Below are 23,269 nucleotides of genomic sequence, written 5' to 3'. Positions count from 1 at the left end.
TAGGGTATATGTGATTTAGGTTTTTTTCAGGTAATAGATTAGAGGTGGAGGATAAAATGAGAGATGAAGATTTTGCAAAAGAGATCATTATATTTACTGGCGGACAAGAAAATATAAATAAAAGTTGGCATTGTGTTACCAGATTGCGTTTTAATATTATAGATGATAGTAAAGTAGATATTGTTGCGATTAGAAAAATGCAGGGGGTTATTGGGGCGCATTTTCACAGCGGGCAATTACAAATAATTATTGGTAATAGAGTTGTTGAAATATTTAGTGAAATAATTAAGCAGTTAAAAGAAAATGAAGGAAATCATTATGGTCTAAAAAAGGGTTTCATTAGTCATATTCTTGACGTCATTTCAGGCATATTTGTTCCCGTATTGCCGGTAATTGTAGGGGCGGGTTTACTTAAAGGCGGGTTAATTTTTTTCTATATGATGGATTGGGTTTCAGAGCAGAGTAATGAGTATAAGTTATTATATATTCTTTCTGATACACCTCTCTATTTTTTGCCTATTCTTTTGGCTTTTTCAGCGGCAAGAAAATTTAAAACAAATGAATTTATTGCAGCCACATTAGCGTGTATTTTAATTTATCCAACATTATCTCATCTTGTGAGCAGTTCTGGTGGCGGATATTTTAGTGTATTTGGTATTACTATTCCCGCTAATCATTATAGTTATACTGCCATTCCAATTATTTTAGGGGTTTGGTTGCTCAGTTATATTCATCGATGGGTAGATAGGTTTATTCCAACGGTATTGAAAATAATACTTACACCATTATTGGTCTTATTAATTTCTGCACCTATTTTATTGATTATTGCTGCACCGTTGGGAAATACAATTGGTTTGTATCTTGAAAAGTGGCTTTTAATATTATTTTCCGTGGCTGGACCGTTTGCGGGATTATTGTTAGGTGGATTGATACCTATTTTAGTTATTACTGGGATGCATTATGCCTTTTTGCCAAGTGTTTTTGCTAACTTTAAGTCTCTTGGATACGATTTTATGTTATTACCTATCAGTTTTGCGAGTAATATTGCACAAGCTGGTGCGACATTAGCCGTCGCAATTAAAATTAAAGATAGGCAAATGAAATCATTAGCTTATTCATCTTCATTCTCTGCTTTTTTAGGTGTAACTGAACCTGCAATGTATGGCGTTACGCTTAAATTAAGAAAACCTTTTTATGCTGCATTAATGGGTGGAGCCGTTGGTGGCGCTATTATAGGTATTTTCTCTGTGAAAATATTTGCTTTTAGTGTACCGGGCTTGGTGTCATTACCTTTTTATATACAAAAAGATAGCAATAACTTTATTTTTATTTTGCTTGGCATTTTTAGTAGTTTCTTAGTGGCATTTATATCCACTTTATTAATGAAATTAGAATCTAATGTTGATTCTATAGTATTAATAAAGCCACGCTTTTCAAAAAAGAAGAAAATCATATTACGTTCTCCGATGACCGGCACAACAGAATCTCTCTCAAGAGTACCTGATGATACTTTTTCTGAAAAAATTATTGGTGATGGTATTGCTATTATTCCTACCGAAGGTGTGGTTAAATCGCCTTTTAATGGCAAGGTTTCAATGATTACTCCGACTGGACATGCTATTGGTTTAATTTCCGATCAAGGAGTAGAGTTATTAATTCATATTGGTATTGAAACGGTAGGTTTGCAAGGCGCAGGATTTAATTTACAAATTATAGAAGGGCAGAGAGTGGTTGCCGGTGAGGTATTAGTTAATTTTGATCTGGAATTTCTTCAAGAGAATAAAATTCAGATTATATCGCCAATTATCGTCACTAATAGTGAGGAATATTACTCAATAATGCCGACTAAAAGAAGAAGAGTTATTGGATGTAAAGATGATTTGTTGGTTATTAATCGATGTTGATTTGTTTTCCAAGTAATTAGTGTATGTTGATAATATTCTTAATGCTTTTTTTATTTAAAGATTGCGATATGACCAGTTTTAATACCTGTTAATTATTCATGCTGTTTTCTCGTTATTATTGTCTTATTTTATCTTTTCTGTCGAATTCTTAGAAATTATCTAGCTATATAAATTCTGAAAAAATATATTTTTCATAATATTAAGTCATATTGAATACTCATATTTTGAGGTGAAAAATTAAACGATCTACATTGACAATTAACCCTAAAAGGGCTACTTTTTATTGTGTAATAATATAAGGTAGCGGAATGGCCGCAGCCTGACATCCCTAAAAAGGAAGAACGACGAGCACTACTGAAATGACTACTGCTGAATTCGAAAAAATCCACGCTGAAATAGCAAAATTAATGGCAGAAACGACAAAGATAAATCGTGAAGCGATATGGTATCCGATTGTTGTTGCTTCTACTCTTATTGGTGCGGTAGCGACTATCACAACTCTATTGCTCAAATTCATTTAATTAATTGGCCCCGTAAGGGGCTTTGTTCTGGAATACTTATGCGACTGATCGGCAATTATTCTCCTCCTACTACAGAAGATCTCATTAAACTCAAAGAAGAATTAGGTTTCACGGGAGAACAAATGGCCGATTTAGCGGGAGTTTCCGGTAACAATCAATGGAGAAAATACACGGGTGGGAAAATACCACGTGTTATTTCTCTGCACATTCTATTCTATACCCTATGGATTTCAAGATGCATCGCGACGGCAAGGGAGCGAATCCCCGGGAGCATAGGTAACTATGTGACCGGGGTGAGTGAGCGCAGCCAACAAAGAGGCAACTTGAAAGATAACAGGTATATATAGCAACACAGTTAACACTATCATAAGATGATTTAAACCGCATTTTGGCTAAGATGCGGGAAATTGGTGCTAATGTAAGATAAATAGGCACGCTCCACTTAACGATTTCCTCTGATTGATAATCTATTTTATTGAGATGTAGATCATCAATAGATCGGTTATAGCGAATTATTCTGGTCATAAAATCGATTTTTTTCGAAACCATAGCTAGAGTACCATTTAAGTCCGATCAGTTTCAGAGGTTAATCATCGTGACAGCAATTATTCGTCAATTCCTGAAATTAGAAGCGGCTGGAGGGCTTCTTCTTATCATCACTGCCATTATTGCGTTGATAATGGCAAACTCGCCATTACAGGGTATTTATCAGCAATTTCTTAATATTTCGGTGGCAGTACAATTCGCTGCACTGGAGATCAATAAGCCTTTGTTGTTGTGGATTAATGACGGCTTGATGGCGGTCTTCTTTTTGATTGTTGGTTTGGAAGTAAAACGGGAACTGTTGGAAGGCTCTTTGGCAGGGCGTGATAAGGCACTATTTCCGGTGATAGCGGCGATAGGTGGTATGGTCGCTCCGGCACTAATATATCTACTCTTTAATGGCAATGATGAGTTTACCCGTCAGGGTTGGGCTATTCCTGCGGCAACCGATATTGCTTTTGCCTTGGGTGTGATGGCGCTATTGTCTAAGCGAGTACCAACAGAACTCAAGGTTTTCTTGTTGGCACTTGCGATTATTGATGATCTGGGCGTTATCGTGATTATCGCTCTGTTTTATACCAAAACGGTTTCTCTTGTGGCGCTTGGATTGTCAGCGGCAATGATTGCTTTGCTGGTTTGGATGAATTGGCGCGGTGTCGAAAAAACATCGGCTTATTTGGCTGTTGGCGCTATCCTTTGGGTTTGCATCTTGAAATCGGGTGTTCATGCAACACTCGCCGGCGTCATTGTTGGTTTTCTGATTCCTCTGCGTGGCCAGAATGGTCATTCACCATCTGAATTACTTGAGCACGGTTTGCATCCTTGGGTGGCGTATCTTATTTTGCCATTATTTGCATTTGCCAATGCAGGTGTAGCCCTGAATGGCGTTACGTTAAATGGTTTGACCGATATATTGCCGTTAGGTATTGCTGTGGCTCTGTTTCTTGGTAAACCCTTGGGCATTTTTCTTTTTAGCTATATTTCTATTCAGATCGGATTTGCTAAATTGCCACAGCAGATTAATCTTAAACAGATATTTGCGGTTTCTGTTCTTTGTGGAATTGGCTTTACTATGTCTATCTTTATTTCAGGATTGGCTTTTGAAGGGGTGGATGAATCTTTCAGTGTCTATTCCCGTCTTGGCATTCTGATGGGTTCAACCATCGCTGCGTTTATGGGGTATGGCTTGTTACGAATGGTCTTACCAAAGAAAAAGTGATGGCAGAGTGGTGATAAATTCATTAATTTAGCCAAATGAAGTTCTACATTTTAGAGAAAATTTCTGGACTGACTCATCATTTTTGTATTTGCGGTACAACAACTAGAATTGTATCGCGGATGCTTTATGTAGTGGAAAAACAGAAAATCACCGGGAGACGGTGGATTAGTAATGTATGGCTGGCGTTGTCTACCAGACGAAGGCGATACATAAGGAAAAAAGTATGCGGGTGTCACATCTGAATTTTAATCATCTCTATTATTTCTGGCATGTTTGCAAGGAAGGATCTGTGGTTGGGGCGGCAGAAGCGCTTTATCTAACACCTCAAACGATCACAGGACAGATAAAAGCGCTGGAGGAGCGTCTGGGAGGGAAACTGTTCAAACGTCAGGGCAGGGGATTAGTGCCATCAGAGCTAGGGCAGCTTATTTTCCGCTATGCGGATAAGATGTTTATGCTGAGCCAGGAGATGTTGGATATTGTTAACTACAGCCGTGAATCTAATCTTTTATTTGATGTTGGTGTTGCTGATGCACTGTCCAAACGTCTGGTTAGCCAGGTATTGAAAACGGCGGTTGTGGAACATGAACAGATTCATCTACGTTGTTTTGAATCAACCCATGAATTGTTGCTGGAACAACTCAGCCAGCACAAACTCGATATGATATTGTCTGATTGCCCGGTGGATTCTTCCCAACAGGAAGGGTTGTTCTCGGTAAAACTGGGTGAATGTGATGTGAGTTTCTTCTGCCGACAACCTATCCCGGAAAAACCTTTCCCGGAGTGTTTGGAGGAACGTCGCTTATTGGTTCCAGGGCGTCGCTCTATGTTGGGGCGTAAGTTGTTGACTTGGATACGTAATAAAAATCTTCAGGTTGAAGTACTAGGTGAGTTTGATGATGCTGCGTTAATGAAAGCGTTTGGTATGTATCATAATGCGATTTTCGTGGCGCCATCTTTGTATACCAATGATATTTTTATAGATAATGATATTGCCGAGATTGGTCGGTTAGATGCTGTGCAGGAAGAGTATTATGTGATTTTTGCTGAACGAATGATTCAACACCCGGCTGTTCAAAGGGTATGTAATAAAGATTTTTCTGCGTTGTTTAATGTGCTATCTAAGAAGCGTACTTAAAAATAATTGATAGTCACTGTTAACACAAAAAAACCGGCGCAGGCCGGTTTTTCAGTAACCCAAACGCAAATTATTGCATTGCGTTGATTTGCGCCGTCAGATTAGATTTATGACGTGCTGCTTTGTTTTTGTGGATCAGACCCTTACAGGCGTGACGATCAACAATAGGTTGCATGTCATGAAATGCTTTCTGCGCAGCTTCTTTATCGCCAGTAGCGATAGCAGCATATACCTTCTTGATAAAGGTACGCACCATAGAACGACGACTAGCGTTATGCTTACGACGTTTTTCAGACTGTATGGCGCGTTTCTTAGCTGATTTGATATTAGCCAAGGTCCAACTCCCAAATATATTCTATCAAGGACAATTCAAAGGCCGAGGAATATGCCTGTTCAACCTTCTTTTGTCAATGGATTTGTGCAAATAAGCGCCGTTGTACCGCGGCAACTTGTTTCGTTGTGATGGCGCAGGATTTTATCAGCTTACTTAGTGGGAATACAGTCTTTCACAATAAAAATCTCATTGAATAGTCCAGATAGAAATAAAATGAATATTTTTCGGGATTCCTGCTCGTTTTTGTTGTATGAATCAGGGCTATTGATTTAAATCATCTTATGATGGTGGGTTAACCTTGAGCTTTGTACAAGGTATAATTTGGCAATTTCCAGGGTATTGAGCCAGCTATGGAGCTAATTCGCGGTATACGTAATATCCGGACATGTCACCGCGGTTGCGTGTTGACGATTGGTAATTTTGATGGTGTCCACAGAGGTCATCAGGCACTACTGAAACACTTAAAACACGAAGGGCAGCGTCTGGGATTACCAGTAATGGTCATGATTTTTGAGCCACAACCTTTGGAGTTTTTTGCTAAGGGTCATGCGCCTGCGCGTCTGACGAGATTGAGGGATAAAGCCAAATATCTCGCCCAATGTGGAGTGGATTATTTATTATGTGTGAAATTTGATAGAAATTTTGCGGCAAATACGCCAGAAGCCTTTGTTTCACGGTTGCTGGTGGAAAAATTGGGTGTTAAGTTTCTCGCTGTAGGAGACGACTTTCGTTTTGGTCAATCTCGCAGTGGTGATTTTGCCTTTTTGCAGCGAGCCGGTGAGTCATACGGCTTTGATGTGACCAGCAGTGAAAGTTTTTGTGATGATGGTTTACGGATTAGCAGTACAGCTATCCGTCAAGCACTGCAAAATGATGATTTGGTATTAGCCGAAACATTATTGGGACATCCATACAGCATTTGTGGTCGGGTCGTTCATGGTAAGCGACTAGGGAGCACTATTGGTTTTCCAACAGCAAATTTGCCGTTAAAACGATTAGTGGTTCCGGTACACGGCGTTTATGTTGTTGAAGTTTATGGTTTAGGAGACCAGCCTTTACCGGGTGTTGCCAATATTGGTACACGTCCAACAGTCTCTGGTCAGGGTCAACAACTTGAAGTACATCTAATTGATACCCAAATGGATCTCTATGGGCGTTATATTGATGTGGTGTTACGTAAAAAATTGCGTAATGAACAGCGGTTTGCTTCCCTTGATGCACTCAAGCAGCAAATTGCGAATGATTTGGTTGCTGCGAAGGAATTTTTTAAGCAGCTACCTGTGTCATGTATCTAGCGGAAAATTGGAATTGAGAATCGAATGAGTGACTATAAAAACACCCTGAATCTGCCAGAAACAGGGTTTCCAATGCGCGGAGATTTAGCAAAGCGCGAACCAAATATGTTAAAACGTTGGTACAAAGATGAGTTGTATCAGGTAATTCGTAAAGCAAAAGCCGGTAAAAAAACATTTATTCTGCATGACGGCCCTCCTTACGCGAATGGCAGTATTCATATTGGTCACTCAGTCAATAAGATTCTCAAAGATATTATTATTAAATCCAAAGGAATGGCGGGATATGATTCGCCGTATATTCCTGGTTGGGATTGCCACGGTTTGCCTATTGAGCTTAAGGTTGAGCAGATTATTGGTAAACCGGGGGAAAAATTTTCCGCCGCTGAATTTCGTGCCGAGTGCCGCAAATATGCCAAAGAGCAAATTGAAGGTCAGAAGAAAGACTTTATCCGTTTGGGCATATTAGGTGACTGGGAACGGCCATATTTGACGATGGACTTTAAGACCGAAGCCGACATTATTCGTGCATTGAGCCGTATTATCGCTAATGGTCATTTGTTGAAAGGTGCCAAGCCTGTTCATTGGTGTACTGATTGTCGTTCATCACTGGCCGAAGCAGAAGTTGAGTATTACGACAAAACTTCGCCATCAATTGACGTGCGTTTTAATGCGGTTGATGCAGTTGCCGTTTGTGAGAAATTTGGTGTGCAGGCACCAGAACAACCGGTCTCTCTGGTTATCTGGACAACCACGCCGTGGACGTTGCCGGCTAACCGGGCAATCGCTTTGCATGCTGAATTTAACTATCAATTAGTGCAGATTGAGGGTGAATGCCTGATCCTGGCTGCTGATTTGGTAGAAAGTGTGATGCAGCGTGCAGGTATAACTTCGTGGACAGTGCTAGGGCATTGTGCGGGTTCCGCGTTGGAGCTATTGCGCTTTAAACATCCATTTATGGGTTTTGATTCACCGGTAGTACTGGGTGATCACGTGACTTTGGATGCGGGTACCGGTGCTGTGCATACGGCCCCAGGTCACGGCCCGGACGACTTTGTCCTCGGTCAGAAATATGGTTTGGAAGTTGCAAATCCGGTTGGCCCTAATGGTTGTTATCTACCCGGAACTTATCCTTCTCTGGATGGCATGTTTGTCTTTAAGGCGAATGATGTTGTGCTGAATATCCTGAGTGAAAACAATGCATTGTTGCATTTGGAAAAATTACAGCATAGTTATCCCTGCTGCTGGCGTCACAAGACGCCTATCATTTTCCGCGCCACGCCGCAGTGGTTTGTCAGCATGGATCAAAATGGTCTGCGTAAACAATCGTTGCAAGAGATCAAAGGGGTTCAGTGGATACCGGGTTGGGGTCAGGCCCGTATTGAGGCAATGGTTGAAAACCGTCCTGACTGGTGTATTTCACGTCAACGTACTTGGGGCACGCCGATGTCTCTTTTTGTCCATAAAGAGACGGAAGAGCTTCATCCACGTACTATCGAATTGATGGAAGAAGTTGCAAAACGTGTTGAAGTTGACGGTATTCAGGCGTGGTGGGATCTGGAGCCAGCCGAACTGTTAGGTGATGATGCGGCTAACTATGTCAAAATTTTTGATACGTTGGATGTTTGGTTCGATTCGGGATCAACTCACGCATCGGTGGTTGATGCCCGCCCTGAATTCCAGGGTAATGCTGCGGATATCTATCTTGAAGGTTCAGATCAGCACCGTGGCTGGTTTATGTCTTCCCTGATGATCTCAACGGCAATAAAAGGTAAAGCACCTTATCGTCAGGTGTTAACGCATGGTTTCACTGTCGATGGTCAGGGCCGTAAGATGTCTAAATCTATCGGTAATACCATCAGTCCGCAGGATGTCATGGATAAATTAGGGGCAGATATTCTGCGTCTATGGGTTGCTTCTACCGATTATACCGGTGAAATTGCGGTATCCGATGAGATCTTGAAACGCTCTGCTGATGCATATCGTCGTATCCGTAACACAGCGCGTTTCTTGTTGGCAAACCTGAATGGTTTCGATCCTGAACAACATAGCGTTAAACCAGAAGAGATGGCGGTGCTGGATCGTTGGGCTGTGGGGTGTGCTCAAGCGGCACAGGCGGACATTGCCAAATGTTACGATAAATATGATTTCCACACTGTTGTTCAACGTATGATGCAATTTTGTTCCGTGGAGATGGGATCGTTCTATCTCGATATCATTAAAGACCGTCAATACACTGCTAAGAGCGATAGTTTGGCTCGTCGCAGTTGTCAGACCGCGCTGTATCATATTGCGGAAGCATTGGTTCGCTGGATGGCACCTATCCTCTCCTTTACTGCTGATGAAGTTTGGAATGAGTTGCCTGGCAAACGTGCTCAATATGTATTTACCGAAGAGTGGTACGGCGGTTTGTTTGGTCTGGCGGCAGGCGAACTAATGAACGATGCTTTCTGGGCTGATTTGTTGGCTGTGCGTGGTGAGGTTAACAAAGTGCTGGAGCAGGCACGCGCAGACAAACATATCCGTAGTTCACTGGAAGCCGCGGTGACGCTGTACGCCGATAATGAATTGGCGGACAAACTGAATAGCCTCGGAGATGAATTGCGTTTTGTTCTGCTAACATCTCAGGTTGTTGTTGCAGATTATGAGCAGGCTGGTGAAGATGCGCAACAAAGCGAAATCGGTAGTCTGAAAATTGCTTTCCGCAAGGCGGATGGCGAAAAATGTCCTCGTTGCTGGCATTACGCTAAAGATGTGGGATTGGTGGCGGAACATGCAGAACTTTGTGGCCGCTGTGTAACTAATGTTGCCGGTAACGGCGAAGAGCGTAAGTTTGCCTGATGAATAAACCCATTTGCTCCACCGGCCTTCGCTGGCTTTGGTTAGTTGTTGTGGTATTGATTTTGGATCTGGGGAGTAAGCAGTTAGTGTTGCAAAACTTTCATCTGTATGAATCCGTTCCATTGATACCTTATTTTAATCTGACTTATGCCCAGAATTTTGGGGCGGCTTTCAGTTTCCTTGCAGAGAAAGATGGTTGGCAGCGTTGGTTCTTTGCATTCATTGCCGTTGCTATTTCAGTTGTCCTGATGGTGATGATGTATCGTGCCAGCGCAAAGAAGAAACTGAGTAATATCGCTTATGCCCTGATTATTGGTGGAGCACTGGGTAATCTGTTTGACCGGTTGGTTCATGGCTTTGTCATCGATTTTATTGATTTTTATGTCGGTGATTGGCACTTTCCAACTTTTAATATCGCCGATATGGCGATATGTATCGGGGCGGGATTGGTTATCATTGATAGCTTTCTAAGCCCGGATGAAAAGACCATCAAAGTGGGATAAGTAATATGTCAAACCAGGTGCAGGCGGATAGTGCAGTTTTACTGCACTTCATTTTAAAACTGCAAGATGGCTCTATTGCCGACTCCACTTACACTCAGGGCAAACCTGCATTATTTCGTTTAGGTGATGGAACCCTTTCTTCACCTTTGGAACAGCAGCTCACTGGGCTAAAAGACGGAGATAAACATACCTTTACTCTGGCGGGTGAGAATGTATTTGGTAAACCAAATCCTGATCTGATCCAATATTTTACTCCGCGTGATTTTGCCGCAACGGGTATTCCTGAAATTGGCACTATAATGTTATTTACGGCAATGAATGGCAGTGAAATGCCGGGCATAGTCAAAGCGGTAACAGAGGAATCTGTGACTGTTGATTTCAATCACCCGTTAGCTGATCAGAACGTCACGTTTGAAATTGAAGTGGTGGAAATTGATCCACAATTGGAGGAAAACCATGCAGATATTGCTGGCTAACCCCCGCGGTTTTTGTGCTGGTGTTGACCGTGCTATCAGTATTGTAGAACGCGCACTGGAATTATATGGTGCGCCGATCTACGTTCGTCATGAAGTGGTGCATAACCGTTATGTTGTAGATAACCTGCGCAAGCGGGGGGCTATCTTTATTGAAGAAATTTCAGAAGTACCGGATGATGCGATTCTGATTTTTTCGGCACATGGTGTTTCACAGGCTATTCGTGCTGAAGCGCGTTCTCGCAATTTGACAATGTTGTTCGATGCGACTTGCCCTCTAGTGACTAAAGTCCATATGGAGGTAGCAAGAGCTAGCCGCAAGGGCAAAGAAGCTATTCTGATTGGTCACGCTGGACATCCCGAAGTTGAAGGTACAATGGGTCAGTACAACAATGCGGAAGGTGGAATGTATCTGGTTGAGTCTCCGGCAGATGTATGGAACTTGAAAGTCAAAGATGAAGACAATTTGTGTTTTATGACTCAAACCACATTATCTGTTGATGATACTTCAGAAGTGATTGATGCACTTAATGCACGATTCCCAAACATCGTTGGTCCCCGTAAAGATGATATCTGCTATGCGACGACTAACCGCCAGGAAGCGGTACGGGATCTGGCGTCTGACGCCGATGTTGTCTTGGTTGTAGGTTCGAAGAATTCATCTAACTCTAATCGCCTTGCTGAGTTAGCTCAGCGGGTTGGTAAACCTGCTTACCTGATAGATTCTGCTGAGGATATTAAAGAAGAGTGGATTACTGGCATCTCTTTGGTTGGCGTAACCGCGGGCGCTTCGGCACCGGATATTTTAGTTCAGCAAGTTATTGAACGCCTGAAATCTCTTGGTGCTGATTCCGTCCAAGAATTACATGGTAGAGAAGAAAATATTGTATTTGAAGTGCCAAAAGAGTTACGTGTTGAAGTTAAAGAAATTAGATAAATAATCTAAATTATTACGATAAGTACGAGTAAAACAGTATATTTTCTCTTTATTTAAAACATTCATCTGACTGATCATCGTGTTAAATCAGGAAAGGGACTAACTTCATAGTGAGGGCTTATGGCTGATACAGATATTCGTGTTGCTATTGTTGGCGCTGGTGGGCGTATGGGACGTCAGTTGATTCAGGCCATATATCAATTAGATGGTGTTGCTCTTGGTGCAGCTTTGGAGCGCTCCGGTTCTTCTCTGATTGGCGCAGATGCCGGAGAGTTGGCGGGTATTGGTCATAACGGTGTGACTGTTTGTGATGACCTGACAAGTATCGTTGATGATTTTGATATCCTTATTGATTTTACCCGTCCAGAAGGAACGTTGACTCATCTTGAAATTTGTCGCCAGAACGGTAAAGCGATAGTGATCGGTACAACTGGCTTTGATGAGGCGGGTAAACAGGCAATTAAACAGGCTTCTGCTGATATCCCGATTGTATTTGCCGCGAATTTCAGTGTTGGTGTGAATCTGGTGCTTAAATTATTGGAAAAAGCAGCGAAAGTGATGGGCGAGTATAGTGATATTGAAATTATCGAAGCGCATCACCGCCATAAAGTAGATGCACCATCAGGAACAGCTTTAGCAATGGGGGAATCTATTGCTCATGCTTTGGGGCGGGATCTTAAAGCGTGTGCTGTCTATGCCCGTGAAGGTTATACCGGTGAACGTGATCCGAAAAGTATTGGTTTTGCGACTATCCGTGCCGGGGATATCGTGGGTGAGCATACCGCTATGTTTGCCGATATTGGGGAGAGAGTAGAGATAACTCATAAGGCTTCCAGTCGGATGACGTTTGCAAATGGCGCGGTAAAGGCTGCTCTATGGTTAAGTGGTAAAAATAGTGGTCTTTTTGATATGAAAGATGTGCTAAATCTCGATTTACTTTAAAAATTTATTTTTTTAACTTATTGATATCGCATAATTAAATGTTTTATTATGCGATTTTTAATTTATTTGTTTAATTCTATTGTTTTTTGGTTTATTTTTTCTATTTTTGTCTTGTTTATAACCTTAATTTTCTGCTTTCTTCTCCTTTTTGTGATTATTTTCAACTTTTCATCTGAAAATCAAATCTTCTATGCTCATTACCGTTTTATCAATTAACTTTATTGCTATTTTCAGTCTTATTTCATTGGTTTGTCTGGCGAAGTGTGCAAAAAAATAAGAAAAGTAACATTTTTTGTAGACAACTCTCCCTCTCATCATTAGAATGCGCGCAATTTGCCAAAATTTTGCCTAAAAAGCAGCTTTTGCATTGATTTTGAGGAACAAATCTGAATTAATATGCACTAATTGCGAGTAATTATTCTTTGGAGGGTGTTTTGATTAAGTCAGCTATATTGGTTCTGGAAGATGGAACCCAATTCCACGGTCGTGCCATAGGTGCGGAAGGGGCGGCAGTTGGGGAAGTGGTTTTCAATACCTCGATGACCGGATATCAAGAAATTCTCACAGACCCTTCCTATTCCCGCCAAATTGTCACTCTTACTTATCCCCATATTGGTAATGTCGGTGTTAACTCAGTCGATAAAGAATCACTAAAAGTACAGGCCCAAGGGCTAGTGATTCGTGATCTACCACTGTTGACCAGTAATTTCCGCTGCGAAGAAACGCTTTCTGATTACCTTAAACGTCATAATATTGTTGCGATAGCAGATATCGATACCCGTAAGCTGACGCGTTTGTTAAGAGAAAAGGGTTCACAGAATGGTTGTATTATAGCAGGTAAACAGATTGACGCTCAGGTTGCACTGGAAAAAGCGCAAGCGTTTCCGGGGCTGGAGGGGATGGATTTAGCAAAAGAGGTGACAACTAAACAGATTTATCCGTGGTTACAGGGGAGCTGGAAGCTGGCGGGGGGATTACCGGAAGATAAGCAAGAGCAGGATTTGCCTTATCATGTTGTTGCTTATGACTTTGGTGCAAAACGTAATATCTTGCGAATGCTGGTGGATCGTGGCTGCCGCCTGACAGTTGTTCCTGCTCAGACATCGGCGGAAGATGTACTGAAACTGAATCCGGATGGTATTTTCTTGTCCAATGGTCCGGGAGATCCGGCACCTTGTGGTTATGCAATCGATGCAGTCAAAACCCTGCTTGAGACAGAGATTCCGATCTTTGGTATCTGCCTTGGACACCAATTGTTGGCATTAGCCAGTGGCGCTGAAACTATGAAAATGAAATTCGGCCATCATGGTGGTAACCATCCGGTGAAAGATCTTGAATGTAATGTTGTCATGATTACTGCACAAAACCACGGCTTTGCTGTGGATGAAAAATCACTGCCGTCAAATTTGCGCGTTACTCATAAATCTCTGTTTGACGGCACGTTGCAAGGGATTCATCGTACCGATAAACCTGCATTCAGTTTCCAGGGGCACCCAGAAGCTAGCCCCGGTCCACATGAGACTGCATCGTTATTTGATCACTTTATTGAACTCATTGAGCAGTATTGTCAGAAAAATAATCGTCATAACACCAAGTAATCAGGAGAAAATAAAATGGCAAAACGTACTGATATTAAAAGTATCCTGATCCTGGGAGCGGGTCCAATTGTGATTGGTCAGGCTTGTGAATTCGACTACTCAGGAGCACAAGCTTGTAAAGCGTTACGGGAAGAAGGTTATCGTGTCGTTCTGGTGAACTCGAACCCTGCTACCATTATGACTGATCCAGAAATGGCCGATGCCACTTATATTGAGCCGATCCATTGGGAAGTGGTACGTAAAATCATTGAAAAAGAGCGTCCCGATGCGATTCTGCCAACCATGGGCGGACAAACTGCACTCAACTGTGCGCTAGAACTGGAGCGTCAGGGAGTGCTGGAAGAGTTTGGTGTTACCATGATTGGTGCTACCGCAGATGCGATTGATAAAGCGGAAGATCGTCGTCGTTTCGATATAGCAATGAAAAAGATCGGTTTGGAAACTCCGCGTTCTGGTATCGCCCATTCAATGGAAGAAGCGTTGGCAGTTGCTGATCAAGTCGGTTTTCCTTGTATTATCCGCCCTTCCTTTACTATGGGAGGAAGCGGTGGTGGCATCGCCTATAACCGTGAAGAATTCGAGGAAATTTGTGAGCGTGGCCTGGATCTTTCACCAACCAACGAACTTTTGATTGATGAGTCTCTGATTGGTTGGAAAGAGTATGAAATGGAAGTTGTGCGGGATAAAAACGATAACTGCATTATTGTCTGCTCTATTGAAAACTTTGATGCGATGGGGATTCACACCGGTGATTCCATCACGGTCGCTCCGGCGCAAACGCTGACGGATAAAGAGTATCAAATCATGCGTAACGCTTCGATGGCGGTATTGCGTGAAATCGGTGTAGAAACTGGGGGATCTAACGTACAGTTTGCGGTGAACCCAAAAAATGGCCGTTTAGTTATCATCGAAATGAATCCACGCGTTTCTCGCTCTTCTGCGCTGGCTTCGAAAGCGACAGGTTTCCCGATCGCTAAGATTGCCGCTAAATTGGCTGTGGGTTATACCCTTGATGAATTGATGAATGATATCACGGGTGGTCGCACGCCAGCGTCCTTTGAACCTTCTATCGATTACGTAGTGACTAAAATTCCTCGTTTTAATTTCGAGAAATTTGCTGGAGCCAATGATCGTCTGACAACCCAGATGAAATCTGTTGGTGAGGTGATGGCGATTGGCCGCACTCAGCAAGAATCTCTGCAAAAAGCATTGCGTGGTTTGGAAGTGGGGGCAACCGGTTTTGACCCGAAAGTCAGTTTAGATGATCCAGAAGCATTGACTAAAATTCGTCGCGAATTAAAAGATGCAGGTGCTGAGCGTATCTGGTACATCGCGGATGCTTTCCGTGCGGGTATGTCTGTTGATGGTGTTTTTAACCTGACTGATATTGATCGCTGGTTCTTAGTGCAAATTGAAGAACTCGTGCGATTGGAAGAGCAAGTAGCAGAGCAGGGCATTAACAGCTTGACGGCTGACTTCCTGCGCTATTTGAAGCGTAAAGGTTTTGCTGATGCACGTCTGGCGAAACTGGTCGGTGTGGCCGAAAAAGAGATCCGCAAACTACGCCACAAATATAATCTGTACCCGGTTTACAAGCGCGTTGATACCTGTGCGGCAGAATTTGCGACTGATACTGCATACATGTATTCCACTTATGAAGATGAGTGTGAGGCTAATCCGAATAGTGACAAGCCAAAAATCATGGTATTGGGTGGTGGCCCTAATCGTATTGGTCAGGGGATTGAATTCGACTATTGTTGTGTTCATGCGGCCTTGGCACTGCGTGAAGATGGGTATGAAACCATCATGGTGAACTGTAACCCGGAAACCGTTTCAACAGATTACGATACTTCGGACCGTCTCTATTTCGAACCGGTGACTTTGGAAGATGTTCTTGAGATTGTGCGTGTTGAGCAGCCAAAAGGGGTGATTGTTCAATATGGTGGGCAGACTCCGCTGAAATTAGCTCGTGAACTGGAAATCGCCGGTGTTCCCATTATTGGTACCAGCCCGGATGCGATTGATCGTGCGGAAGACCGTGAACGTTTTAAACAGGCGGTAAATCGCCTTGGTCTGAAACAACCCGAAAATGCCACCGTGACCACGATAGAACGGGCAGTTGAGAAGGCAAATATTCTGGGTTATCCGCTAGTGGTTCGTCCATCTTATGTTTTGGGTGGCCGTGCGATGGAAATCGTATACGACGAAGTTGACCTACGTCGTTACTTCCAGACGGCAGTCAATGTCTCTAATGATGCCCCAGTATTGCTTGATTGTTTCCTTGATGATGCCGTGGAAGTGGACGTTGACGCTATCTGTGACGGTGAGCGTGTATTGATCGGCGGCATTATGGAACATATTGAACAGGCCGGTGTGCATTCCGGCGACTCAGCTTGTTCACTGCCTGCTTACACCCTAAGCCAGGAAATCCAAGATGTCATGCGCCAGCAGGTAGAAAAGCTGGCATTTGAATTGGGTGTACGGGGCTTGATGAATGTCCAGTTTGCCGTCAAGGATGACGAAGTTTATCTGATTGAAGTCAACCCGCGTGCGGCTCGTACTGTGCCATTTGTTTCTAAAGCGACCGGTTTACCACTGGCAAAAGTTGCGGCTCGTGTGATGGTTGGTCAATCTCTGGTTGAGCAAGATGCAACTCAGGAGATCATTCCACCATACTATTCGGTGAAAGAAGTTGTATTGCCTTTCAACAAATTTCCAGGTGTAGATCCGATTCTTGGGCCTGAAATGCGGTCAACCGGAGAAGTGATGGGGGTTGGGCGTACATTCGCCGAAGCTTTCTCAAAGGCACTATTGGGATGTAACGCCAGAATGCCGCAAAATGGTAGAGCACTTTTGTCCGTGCGTGAAGGTGATAAAGGCCGGGTTGTGGATTTGGCCGCTAAATTGCTGAAACAGGGCTTTGAACTGGATGCGACTCACGGTACTGCGGTTGTGCTAGGTGAAGCGGGGATTAACCCTCGTCTGGTGAATAAAGTTCACGAAGGGCGTCCGCATATTCAGGATAGAACCAAAAATGGTGAATATAGCTATATTGTAAACACGACTGCGGGTCGTCAGGCGATTGAGGATTCCAAACTTATTCGCCGTAGTGCACTGCAATATAAAGTGCATTATGACACCACATTAAATGGTGGATTTGCTACCACAATGGCACTGAGTGCCGATCCAACTGAGCAGGTGATTTCTGTACAGGAAATGCATGCGATGATTAATAGTTAGTCTCTATTCTGATTAATTGAAGTAATAAAAAGTGCGCTCTGTTTAGCGCACTTTTTTATGTTTACTGAAAAATTAAAGAGAAAGAATCACTGTCTGTTATCCCAGTGCTACTTTGACACCTAATCCAATCAAAACAATGCCTAGTAATTTATCGATAATCTTCTGAGCCTTAGCTAATCCGCGGCGTACCGGTGCACTTTGAATCAATATGACTAATATTGGCCAATAGATGACTGACAATCCCCAGATAATAGAGGCATACCATAATTTTTCACCAACACCAGAATTGACATTTAGCAACTGAGTAAATATTGCCAGGAAGAACAACGTTGCTTTGGGGTTGAGCAAATTACATAAGAACCCCTGCATAAACGCTTTTTTGAAAGTGATAATCTGTCGTGGCTGATTGTCTGGGAGAATGCTGTTGCCTCCGCGAGAAAGCAAGCTATTGATCCCGATCCAAATAAGATAAGCCGCTCCGGCATATTTCATCAGATTAAATAGCCACGGCGTTGTGGTGATAACAATAGCTAACCCGGCGACACAGTAAGCCATATGACAAGTGATAGCGGCGATTAAGCCCGCAACTGTCATCATGGCAGCAGAACGCTGATAACGTATGGCATTTTTGACTACCAGAAAGAAATCGGGGCCGGGAGAGAGCATACCCAACGTTGAGATAATGATGACGACTAGTGATGTTTCCAGCATAATGTACCCTATGGTTAATATTAGCTTTGTTATTATTTTGATCAATAAATGTCTTAAGTAATAAACCAAGTATAAATTAATCTTTTGTACTTAAGAAAGCGTTGAGCCTATCGACTGGGTACATCCCTTTCCGTATAGTGTCATCAATTTTTATACTATTTGCCTAATAAGGTGGCTTAATGAATATCAGCTTGATCGCTGCTTTAGCTATGGATCGGGTTATCGGCATGGAGAATAAAATGCCGTGGAATCTACCGGGGGATCTAGCCTGGTTTAAACGTAATACATTGAATAAACCCGTTATTATGGGGAGAGTGACTTATGAATCTATAGGTCACCCGTTGCCGGGAAGACTCAATATTGTATTGAGTAATCAGCCGGGTAATGACGAGCGTGTAACTTGGGTCAGTTCAGTTGATGAAGCACTGGCTGTAGCAGGTGATGCAGAAGAGGTTATGGTCATGGGTGGTGGTAAAGTTTATGACCAATTTATTTCACGAGCGAGTCGTATGTACCTGACTCACATCGATGCAGAAGTGATAGGTGATACGCATTTTCCTGACTATGAACCGGATGAATGGGATTCTGAATTTACTGAGTACCATGATGCCGATGAATTAAATTCTCACAGCTACTGTTTTGAGATTTTACAACGTCGTCTCTAACTGATAGAACACGCCGATGAGCTTTTTTCACGGCGTGTCTGGCTTAATGCTGTTTTACTGCCGGTAACGATGATTGTGTAAAATATTGCTTATCTTCCCAACGCAACATCGTCAGTTGTCCTCCCCAACAACAGCCTGTATCCAATGCATAAAAGCTATCGGGTGTTCCCTGGCCTTCCAATGATGCCCAGTGACCAAAAACGATGGCATACTCTGGTGGGATTTGCCGTTCTAGTTCAAACCAAGGTTTTAACGGTGCAGGCGCATTTTCGGGTTTATCTTTGCACAACATGTCTAACTGACCATTTGGAAAACAGTAACGCATACGTGTCAATGCATTAGTACTGAAACGTAAACGTGCCAGCCCAGAGAGTTCTGGTGACCAGTTGTTTGGCATATCCCCATACATGGAGTTGAGAAACAGAGGGTAACAGCTACTGTTGAACATAGTTTCAACTTCGCTGGCGCACATTTTGGCTGTTTCCAAATCCCATTGAGGCGTAATACCGGCATGTGTCATGAGCAGTTTTAAATCATCATCGAACTGTAGTAACGGTTGTTTGCGTAGCCAATTAATTAATTCATCGGCATCTGGTGCAGACAGTAACGTATCAATTTTATCTTTAGGTTTATTACGGCTGATCCCGGCATAAACGCCCAATAAATGGAGATCGTGATTGCCTAATACCATTCTTGCGGCTGAACCTAACTGTTTAACATATCGGAGAACTTTAAGAGAGTCTGGGCCTCGGGCAACTAAATCCCCCGTTAACCATAATGTATCCTTTGTAGGATCAAAATTAGCCTTAGTTAATAAAGCACGCAATTCACGGTAGCAGCCATGAATATCACCAATGAGATATGTAGACATAATCAATTAATCAGCGTTGGGATAGCCAGACGGAAAACCGGAATAGCAACGCGAAATGGTTCACCATTGTGATCAATCATTTCATAATGGCCTTCCATAGTACCCAAGGGCGTTTCCAATATCGCCCCGCTGGTGTAACGGTATTCGGTACCTGGCTGGATTATGGGTTGCTCACCAACAACACCTTCCCCTTGAACTTCCGTTTGATGGCTGTCGCTGTTGGTAATCAGCCAGTAACGATTAATTAATTGGACCCGTTCGCGCCCAAGATTTCGAATAGTAATTGTATAGGCAAAAACGAAACGCCGTTGATCGGGACACGATTGGCTTTCTACATAAACACTTTGTACCTGAATAGAAACCCTGGGCGTATTAATCATAATTGACTCCTGTTATGACTGCATTTCAGGTTGTTCTGATAGCCAGTTTGCCATTTTACAGTACTGCTCAACAGAAATATTCTCTGCACGAGTACTTGGATCGATACCAAGTTCTGTGAGCTGTTCTACAGTAAAAAGATCACCGAGGCTGTTACGGATAGTTTTACGCCGTTGGTTGAAAGCTTGAGTCGTGATCCGGCTCAGCATACGAATATTCTTGACGGGGTGCGGTATGCTTTTGTGCGGTACCAGACGTACAACGGCTGAATCGACTTTAGGTGCAGGAGTAAACGCGGTTGGCGGTACTTCCAGCACAGGGATAACCTGACAATAATATTGGGCCATGACACTTAAACGCCCGAAAGTTTTACTTCCGGGGCCGGCTACCAGACGGTTCACCACCTCTTTTTGTAACATAAAATGCATATCAGCAATAGCATCAGTATAGCTGAAAAGGTGGAACATTAACGGCGTGGAAATATTATAAGGTAAATTACCAAAGACGCGTAGCGGCTTCCCTCTTTGCTGAGACAATTCGCCAAAATTAACCGTCATGGCGTCTTGCTGGATGATGGTAAGTTTATCTTTTAATTGTGGATGAACTTGTAGACGTGCGGCTAAATCGCGGTCGAGTTCAACCACGGTCATTTTATCCATACGTTCGCCGACCGGTTCTGTCAATGCACCAAGACCGGGGCCAATTTCCAACACTGCTTGGCCGGGTTGTGGATTGATAGCGGCAGCAATACTATCAATGACAAATTGATCGGTTAAGAAGTTCTGACCGAAACGTTTACGGGCAAAGTGCCCTTGGTGGACTCTATTATTCATTACTGTTTTGTATCATTTTAATTGCTAAATTCAATGCGGTGATAAAGCTTCCCACATCAGCTTGACCTGTCCCTGCTAGTTCCAATGCTGTGCCATGATCGACCGAAGTACGGATGAACGGCAGGCCCAATGTAATATTCACTGCTCTGCCAAAACCTTGGTATTTTAACACGGGTAATCCCTGGTCGTGATACATTGAGAGCACGGCGTCCGCATGTTGAAGATATTTAGGTTGAAACAGGGTATCTGCTGGTAAAGGGCCTTCCAGCACGATACCTTCTGCTCTCAGACTGGCTAACGCAGGAATAATGACATCGATCTCTTCCCGTCCCATATGGCCGCCTTCTCCTGCATGGGGATTCAGACCGCAAACATAAATACGGGGTTTTGCCAGGCCAAACTTTGTTTTTAAATCATGGTTAAGAATAGTAATCACTTCCCGCAGACTATCGAAAGTGATGGACTTTGGTACATCAACAATGGGTAGATGCGTCGTTGCTAGGGCAACCCGAAGTTCTTCTGTCGCAAGCATCATGACGACTCGCTGGCATCCACTGCGATCGGCAAAGAATTCGGTATGGCCGATAAAAGGCATGCCGGCATCATTGATATTCCCTTTATGAACTGGCCCTGTGACTAATGCTGAAAATTCCCCGTTTAAACAACCGTCACAAGCTTGTGCCAGTGTTTCGGTGACATATCTACCGTTTTCTTGATTCAATTCGCCAGCGATTGCGGGCACATGAAGAGGAACTGGCAGTATTGTCAATGTCCCGGCAGCCTGTGGCTCGGGGGTTTTGTCAGCAGAATATTCTTGTAGTTGCAAAGGTAAATTAAGTTGTCTGGCTCTGTCGAGAAGCAGGTTGGGGTCTGCGCAAGCGACCAATTGCATTGGCCAACTTTGTTGAGCAAGAGCCACTGTTAAATCAGGCCCAACCCCGGCAGGCTCGCCGGGGGTAATAACAATTGGTTTATTGATAATAATCGGTTTATTGTTGTGCATCGTTGCCATCTAAAATTTTCACATAAGCTGAGGCGCGTTGTTCCTGCATCCAGCTTTGTGCTTCTTCGGTGAATTTACGGTTGAACAACATACGGTAAGCACGATCTTTCTGAGCGACATCTGTTTTATCAACTTTGCGAGTGTCCAGTAGTTGGATCAGATGCCAACCAAAAGATGAGTGAACTGGCTGACTGATTTCACCTTTGTTCAGTCGCATTAATGCGTCACGGAAAGCAGGATCGTAGATATCAGGAGCCGTCCAGCCGAGATCACCACCACGCAGGGCGGAGCCTGGATCGTCTGAAAACTCTTTGGCGGCATCGGCAAAATCAGTTTTTCCACTGCGAATGTCACTGGCGATTTGCTGCAACTTGGTGCGCGCTTGATCATCGGTCATGACAGGAGAAGTTCTCAATAGAATATGGCGGGCATGAACTTCAGTGACGGCGATGGTTGGATTACCGCCACGGATATCATTAACTTTGAGAATATGGAAACCAACACCAGAACGGATTGGGCCAACAACGGCACCTTTCTGAGCTAATTGCAGTTGTTCAGCAAACAGAGTTGGTAACTCCTGAAGCCTACTCCAACCCATATTACCGCCTTTCAGCGCTTGTGGATCGGCAGAATAGGCGATAGCCAATTTACCGAAATCAACACCATGTTTAAGTTCAGACATAATTTTCTGCACTACCGTCATGGCTTTTTCCATCTGCGCCTGATCAGGATTTTCTGGCAATGGGATCAGAATGTGGCTGATATTCAGTTCAGTATCGTTAGTATTCTGGTTGCTAATTTGTTTAACTAAGGCGTCGATCTCTTGAGGCAAAATGGTGACACGACGGCGGACTTCATTATTGCGCACTTCTGCTATCAGCATCTCTTTACGGATTTGATCACGGTAAGTATCGAAATTCATTCCGTCAGCAGCAATGCGATGTTTCATTTGATCCACAGTGATGTGGTTCTGGGCTGCAATATTGGCAATTGTAGAATCCAATGCTTGATCAGGAATGGTGATCCCCATCTGTTTTGCCATTTGTAGCAGGATATTATCTATAATCAGACGCTCAAGGATCTGATGACGTAGCGTTTGCTCATCCGGTATTTGCTGGCCGGCATGTTGCGCATCCCGTTTGACAGATTGTAAGCGGTTATTGATGTCGCTCTCCAGTACCACCCCGTTATTAACAACCGCAGCAATTTTATCCATTTGCTGAGGTGCAGCGAAGGCAGTACTCACTGAAAACATCAATCCAAAAATGAGAGTTCTCCAGTTCTTCATACTTTTCCCATCATATGTAGGTTCCGCAATAGCGG

Annotated in this window: 21 protein-coding genes; 14 read left to right on the top strand and 7 right to left on the bottom strand. The window is 43.2% G+C overall.

The genetic code is table 11. The annotated features are described in order from the left end of the window. The first annotated feature begins 56 nt into the window (after window positions 1-56). From AACQ38_RS03170 to nhaR, 5 genes are all read left to right on the top strand, one after another. The gene (locus AACQ38_RS03170) at window positions 57-1,904 is read left to right on the top strand and encodes a beta-glucoside-specific PTS transporter subunit IIABC (protein WP_165577384.1); all 1,848 of its coding nucleotides are present in this window, start codon (window positions 57-59) and stop codon (window positions 1,902-1,904) included. Between the two features lie 359 nt (window positions 1,905-2,263). Further along, a complete protein-coding gene (locus AACQ38_RS03165; protein WP_011144965.1) occupies window positions 2,264-2,425 on the top strand; it encodes a hypothetical protein in 162 nt (53 codons plus the stop codon). Window positions 2,426-2,463: 38 nt separating this feature from the next. Then, window positions 2,464-2,772, top strand: a complete 309-nt coding sequence (locus AACQ38_RS03160) for a hypothetical protein (RefSeq protein ID WP_192880127.1) — start codon at window positions 2,464-2,466, stop codon at window positions 2,770-2,772. 248 nt (window positions 2,773-3,020) lie between these two features. Then, on the top strand, window positions 3,021-4,187 hold the full coding sequence (gene nhaA / locus AACQ38_RS03155; RefSeq protein WP_011144966.1) for a Na+/H+ antiporter NhaA: 1,167 nt from the start codon (window positions 3,021-3,023) through the stop codon (window positions 4,185-4,187). Between the two features lie 223 nt (window positions 4,188-4,410). Further along, window positions 4,411-5,325, top strand: a complete 915-nt coding sequence (gene nhaR, locus AACQ38_RS03150) for a transcriptional activator NhaR (protein WP_011144967.1) — start codon at window positions 4,411-4,413, stop codon at window positions 5,323-5,325. 70 nt (window positions 5,326-5,395) lie between these two features. Here the strand turns inward: nhaR and rpsT are convergent, their stop codons facing one another. After that, the gene (gene rpsT, locus AACQ38_RS03145; protein ID WP_011144968.1) at window positions 5,396-5,659 is read right to left on the bottom strand and encodes a 30S ribosomal protein S20; all 264 of its coding nucleotides are present in this window, start codon (window positions 5,657-5,659) and stop codon (window positions 5,396-5,398) included. 350 nt (window positions 5,660-6,009) lie between these two features. Between rpsT and ribF the strand changes: the two genes are divergently transcribed. From ribF to carB, 8 genes are all read left to right on the top strand, one after another. Further along, entirely contained in the window at window positions 6,010-6,954 is a 945-nt protein-coding gene (gene ribF / locus AACQ38_RS03140) for a bifunctional riboflavin kinase/FAD synthetase (RefSeq protein ID WP_011144969.1), read from the top strand. A gap of 24 nt (window positions 6,955-6,978) precedes the next feature. After that, a complete protein-coding gene (gene ileS, locus AACQ38_RS03135; RefSeq protein WP_011144970.1) occupies window positions 6,979-9,792 on the top strand; it encodes an isoleucine--tRNA ligase in 2,814 nt (937 codons plus the stop codon). Next, a complete protein-coding gene (lspA, locus tag AACQ38_RS03130) occupies window positions 9,792-10,295 on the top strand; it encodes a signal peptidase II (protein ID WP_165577383.1) in 504 nt (167 codons plus the stop codon). The genes ileS and lspA overlap by 1 nt, the downstream gene beginning before the upstream one ends. A 5-nt stretch (window positions 10,296-10,300) precedes the next feature. After that, complete coding sequence (fkpB, locus tag AACQ38_RS03125; protein ID WP_011144972.1) at window positions 10,301-10,771, top strand: FKBP-type peptidyl-prolyl cis-trans isomerase; 471 nt, start codon at window positions 10,301-10,303, stop codon at window positions 10,769-10,771. Next, window positions 10,752-11,705 (top strand): 4-hydroxy-3-methylbut-2-enyl diphosphate reductase, encoded by a 954-nt coding sequence (gene ispH / locus AACQ38_RS03120; protein WP_113025562.1) that lies wholly within the window; start codon window positions 10,752-10,754, stop codon window positions 11,703-11,705. The genes fkpB and ispH overlap by 20 nt, the downstream gene beginning before the upstream one ends. 120 nt (window positions 11,706-11,825) lie before the next feature. After that, window positions 11,826-12,647 (top strand): 4-hydroxy-tetrahydrodipicolinate reductase, encoded by an 822-nt coding sequence (gene dapB, locus AACQ38_RS03115; protein WP_011144979.1) that lies wholly within the window; start codon window positions 11,826-11,828, stop codon window positions 12,645-12,647. A gap of 434 nt (window positions 12,648-13,081) precedes the next feature. Then, a complete protein-coding gene (gene carA, locus AACQ38_RS03110) occupies window positions 13,082-14,245 on the top strand; it encodes a glutamine-hydrolyzing carbamoyl-phosphate synthase small subunit (protein ID WP_011144980.1) in 1,164 nt (387 codons plus the stop codon). Window positions 14,246-14,260: 15 nt separating this feature from the next. Further along, the gene (carB, locus tag AACQ38_RS03105; protein ID WP_165577382.1) at window positions 14,261-17,485 is read left to right on the top strand and encodes a carbamoyl-phosphate synthase large subunit; all 3,225 of its coding nucleotides are present in this window, start codon (window positions 14,261-14,263) and stop codon (window positions 17,483-17,485) included. Between the two features lie 96 nt (window positions 17,486-17,581). Here carB and AACQ38_RS03100 read toward each other — a convergent pair whose 3' ends face one another. Then, window positions 17,582-18,196: a LysE family translocator gene (locus tag AACQ38_RS03100; RefSeq protein ID WP_011144982.1), complete on the bottom strand. Its 615-nt coding sequence runs from the start codon at window positions 18,194-18,196 to the stop codon at window positions 17,582-17,584. A 179-nt stretch (window positions 18,197-18,375) separates the two neighbouring features. On the opposite strand from AACQ38_RS03100, the gene folA reads away from it, so the two are divergent. Continuing rightward, window positions 18,376-18,861, top strand: coding sequence for a type 3 dihydrofolate reductase (folA, locus tag AACQ38_RS03095; RefSeq protein ID WP_011144983.1), 486 nt, complete (start codon window positions 18,376-18,378; stop codon window positions 18,859-18,861). Window positions 18,862-18,904: 43 nt separating this feature from the next. Here folA and apaH read toward each other — a convergent pair whose 3' ends face one another. Genes apaH through surA form a run of 5 tightly spaced genes read right to left on the bottom strand, consistent with a single transcriptional unit; the run spans window position 18,905 to window position 23,234 of the window. Beyond that, on the bottom strand, window positions 18,905-19,732 hold the full coding sequence (apaH, locus tag AACQ38_RS03090; RefSeq protein ID WP_011144984.1) for a bis(5'-nucleosyl)-tetraphosphatase (symmetrical) ApaH: 828 nt from the start codon (window positions 19,730-19,732) through the stop codon (window positions 18,905-18,907). A 2-nt stretch (window positions 19,733-19,734) separates the two neighbouring features. Beyond that, a complete protein-coding gene (gene apaG / locus AACQ38_RS03085) occupies window positions 19,735-20,112 on the bottom strand; it encodes a Co2+/Mg2+ efflux protein ApaG (protein WP_011144985.1) in 378 nt (125 codons plus the stop codon). Between the two features lie 12 nt (window positions 20,113-20,124). Beyond that, on the bottom strand, window positions 20,125-20,943 hold the full coding sequence (gene rsmA, locus AACQ38_RS03080; RefSeq protein WP_011144986.1) for a 16S rRNA (adenine(1518)-N(6)/adenine(1519)-N(6))-dimethyltransferase RsmA: 819 nt from the start codon (window positions 20,941-20,943) through the stop codon (window positions 20,125-20,127). After that, a complete protein-coding gene (pdxA, locus tag AACQ38_RS03075; RefSeq protein ID WP_165577381.1) occupies window positions 20,936-21,955 on the bottom strand; it encodes a 4-hydroxythreonine-4-phosphate dehydrogenase PdxA in 1,020 nt (339 codons plus the stop codon). Before pdxA ends, rsmA begins: the two co-directional genes overlap by 8 nt. After that, window positions 21,933-23,234 carry a peptidylprolyl isomerase SurA gene (gene surA / locus AACQ38_RS03070; protein ID WP_011144988.1) on the bottom strand — a complete coding sequence of 434 codons (1,302 nt, stop codon included), beginning with the start codon at window positions 23,232-23,234 and terminating at the stop codon, window positions 21,933-21,935. Before surA ends, pdxA begins: the two co-directional genes overlap by 23 nt. Window positions 23,235-23,269: the final 35 nt, after the last annotated feature.

The organism is Photorhabdus sp. RW14-46 (genome assembly GCF_963887965.1).
In the GTDB taxonomy this organism is placed as follows: Bacteria; Pseudomonadota; Gammaproteobacteria; order Enterobacterales; family Enterobacteriaceae; genus Photorhabdus; species Photorhabdus laumondii.
This window is presented reverse-complemented; position numbering and strand designations above follow the sequence as displayed.

Bases quoted from the DNA above. Each gene is read 5' to 3' on its own strand.
- AACQ38_RS03170 (WP_165577384.1), top strand. From the start codon at position 57: ATGAGAGATGAAGATTTTGCAAAAGAGATCATTATATTTACTGGCGGA.
- AACQ38_RS03165 (WP_011144965.1), top strand. From the start codon at position 2,264: ATGACTACTGCTGAATTCGAAAAAATCCACGCTGAAATAGCAAAATTA.
- AACQ38_RS03160 (WP_192880127.1), top strand. From the start codon at position 2,464: ATGCGACTGATCGGCAATTATTCTCCTCCTACTACAGAAGATCTCATT.
- nhaR (WP_011144967.1), top strand. From the start codon at position 4,411: ATGCGGGTGTCACATCTGAATTTTAATCATCTCTATTATTTCTGGCAT.
- ribF (WP_011144969.1), top strand. From the start codon at position 6,010: ATGGAGCTAATTCGCGGTATACGTAATATCCGGACATGTCACCGCGGT.
- ileS (WP_011144970.1), top strand. From the start codon at position 6,979: ATGAGTGACTATAAAAACACCCTGAATCTGCCAGAAACAGGGTTTCCA.
- lspA (WP_165577383.1), top strand. From the start codon at position 9,792: ATGAATAAACCCATTTGCTCCACCGGCCTTCGCTGGCTTTGGTTAGTT.
- fkpB (WP_011144972.1), top strand. From the start codon at position 10,301: ATGTCAAACCAGGTGCAGGCGGATAGTGCAGTTTTACTGCACTTCATT.
- ispH (WP_113025562.1), top strand. From the start codon at position 10,752: ATGCAGATATTGCTGGCTAACCCCCGCGGTTTTTGTGCTGGTGTTGAC.
- dapB (WP_011144979.1), top strand. From the start codon at position 11,826: ATGGCTGATACAGATATTCGTGTTGCTATTGTTGGCGCTGGTGGGCGT.
- carB (WP_165577382.1), top strand. From the start codon at position 14,261: ATGGCAAAACGTACTGATATTAAAAGTATCCTGATCCTGGGAGCGGGT.
- AACQ38_RS03100 (WP_011144982.1), bottom strand. From the start codon at position 18,196: ATGCTGGAAACATCACTAGTCGTCATCATTATCTCAACGTTGGGTATG.
- folA (WP_011144983.1), top strand. From the start codon at position 18,376: ATGAATATCAGCTTGATCGCTGCTTTAGCTATGGATCGGGTTATCGGC.
- apaH (WP_011144984.1), bottom strand. From the start codon at position 19,732: ATGTCTACATATCTCATTGGTGATATTCATGGCTGCTACCGTGAATTG.
- apaG (WP_011144985.1), bottom strand. From the start codon at position 20,112: ATGATTAATACGCCCAGGGTTTCTATTCAGGTACAAAGTGTTTATGTA.
- rsmA (WP_011144986.1), bottom strand. From the start codon at position 20,943: ATGAATAATAGAGTCCACCAAGGGCACTTTGCCCGTAAACGTTTCGGT.
- pdxA (WP_165577381.1), bottom strand. From the start codon at position 21,955: ATGGCAACGATGCACAACAATAAACCGATTATTATCAATAAACCAATT.
- surA (WP_011144988.1), bottom strand. From the start codon at position 23,234: ATGAAGAACTGGAGAACTCTCATTTTTGGATTGATGTTTTCAGTGAGT.